Source organism: Microcystis sp. LE19-131.1A (assembly GCF_027532015.1).
Lineage (GTDB): Bacteria > Cyanobacteriota > Cyanobacteriia > Cyanobacteriales > Microcystaceae > Microcystis > Microcystis ichthyoblabe_A.
Genome location: NZ_JAPZSS010000158.1, coordinates 1 through 2114, shown reverse-complemented (window position 1 = coordinate 2114; position 2114 = coordinate 1). Strand labels below are relative to the sequence as shown.

The window sequence follows — 2114 nt, the reverse complement described above, 5'->3', positions numbered from 1 at the left end:
AAATATTATGGAGATTTTTAAAATATGAATGGATTGAATTTAGCGCCTATAAAGACCGAAAGAGCCTCCTCGCTTACGTTAAAAAAGTGCTGGACAATTTTGGAGGCGAGTATGTAATTAATTTTGCCTAGGTACTTATTAAAAGGGGAGAATTAATCCCCCCCATCAATTTAGACAAAGAAACTATTGACTGGAATAGGGCCGAGCGCCGGTAAACTACCCGTTAACCCAGTAAGATTAATCACCAAATCATTAGCACTTTGGAAGCCTGCCGTACCGTCGTTGATAATTAGGTAAGTAGAAGAACTATTGTCCCGCACTAAAGCAGCGCTGTTAATTCCGAGAGCTTGATTTCCGGCTGTTGCCCCATTAGCATCGGTAAAGACATTAGTAACAATGGTGTTAATATTGGTCGTGGTGCTATCTGTTGCCCGGGTAAAAGCGACCGGGGCATTAATGGCCGCACCAGCTTGACTAAGCAGGTCAATTTTATCAGTACCAATGGCAAAATCCGTAACCCGGTCTGGGGCTGCCGAGGTGGACTGACTAAACTGGAAGATAAAGATGTCTGCACCTAAACCACCAGTTAAAGTATCGACTCCAGCAGCACCGTTGAGGCTATTATTGCCACTATTCCCTTTAATCTGGTTATTTAAGGCATTACCCGTGCCATTAAGATTACCGGTACCAGTGAGGAGGAGATTTTCCACGTTGTTAGGAAGGGTATAGAAAATCGAAGCTTGCACGGTATCGGTTCCCTCGTTGAGAGCTTCGATGACCAAATCGCCGGCATCATTTACTGTATAAGTATCGTTTCCGGCTAATCCAGTCATGGCATCTGCTCCAGAGGTTCCCACAAGGGTGTCTGGACCAGAAGTACCGATAAAGTCATCATTTTGAATGGTTCCCGTAGCAGTAGCGGTGGTAATAGTAGCGCCGTTGGTGGCATTGGAGAGGGTGACGGTAAAGTTTTCGTTCGGTTCTACCGTTGTATCCCCCTGGACGTTAACAGTAATCACCTTACTGCTTTCTCCCGGGGCAAAACTCACGGTTCCTGACGGTAAGACAGACCCAGCAAAATCACTGGCATTGCTAGGATTGCTGCCGCTGCCAGTAACTGCCCAGTTAACGTTATTGCTTCCTGTGGTATTAACCGAACGAGTGACGGTGAAGGTGAAAGCTTTACTGCCACTGTTGCCCTCGGTTTGGTTGGCATTGGTGGCGGCAATGGCGAGGGTGGGAACTGCGGGGGTACTCACGGCCCAGAACTCCTGACCGTTAACGCCGTTATCGGCGCTGAAGAACAGGGTACTGCCCACTGCCGTTAGATTGCTGGGGTAGGAACCACCCGAACCGGGGCGGATGTCGCCCACCAGAACCGTACCGGCCGCCGTGCCGTCGCTCTTCCACAACTCCCGACCGTTCACGCCGTCATCGGCACTGAAGAACAAGGTACTGCCCACTGCCGTTAGATTGCTGGGCAAGGAGTCAAAGTAACCGGGGCGGATATCTTTGACTAGGACTGTACCCGCCGCCGTGCCGTCGCTTTTCCACAATTCAAAGCCGTTAACGCCGTCATTGGCAGTGAAGAACAGGGTATTACCCACCGCCGTTAGATTGCTGGGGGAGGAGGTAAAGCCACCGGGGCGGATATCTTTGACCAGAACCGTACCGGCCGCCGTGCCGTCGCTTTTCCACAATTCAGTACCGCTACCGCCAAGGCCGTCATAGGCAGTGAAGAACAGGGTGTTGCCCACTGCCGTTAGACTGCCGGGGTAGGAGCTAGAGGAACCGGGGTTGATATCTTTGACCAGAACCGTACCGGCCGCCGTGCCGTCGCTTTTCCACAATTCCTCACCGTTCACGTCGTCATCGGCAGTAAAGTACAGGGTACTGCCCACTGCCGTCAGACGGTTGGGGGAGCGGATGTCGGCCACCGCAACTGTACCGGCTACCGTGCCGTCGCTCTTCCATCAGCAATTCTCATTTCAAAAAGTAACAATTTATACAGACAGAAAAAGAGATTTAACAGGTGGCAAAATCGCGATCGCCAATCAGTGTTGGACGGGTGTAATTTCAGCTATTCAGTCATTATGAGGGTTATGACATTTTTG

Annotated in this window: 1 protein-coding gene and 2 pseudogenes; 2 read left to right on the top strand and 1 reads right to left on the bottom strand. The window is 50.4% G+C overall.

Annotated elements, in window-relative coordinates:
- Window positions 1-131 (top strand): annotated as a pseudogene (locus tag O9323_RS12660) (IS630-like element ISMae24 family transposase); the annotation flags it as partial.
- A 39-nt stretch (window positions 132-170) separates the two neighbouring features.
- Here O9323_RS12660 and O9323_RS12655 read toward each other — a convergent pair.
- Window positions 171-1973 (bottom strand): annotated as a pseudogene (locus O9323_RS12655) (ELWxxDGT repeat protein); the annotation flags it as partial.
- Between O9323_RS12655 and O9323_RS12650 the strand changes: the two are divergent.
- Entirely contained in the window at window positions 1927-2097 is a 171-nt protein-coding gene (locus O9323_RS12650) for a hypothetical protein (RefSeq protein WP_288125223.1), read from the top strand. The pseudogene O9323_RS12655 and the gene O9323_RS12650 overlap by 47 nt on opposite strands.
- Window positions 2098-2114 lie beyond the last annotated feature (17 nt).

What these genes read in the sequence shown, in the direction of transcription:
- O9323_RS12650 (WP_288125223.1), top strand. Translation starts at nt 1,927, where the DNA reads ATGTCGGCCACCGCAACTGTACCGGCTACCGTGCCGTCGCTCTTCCAT.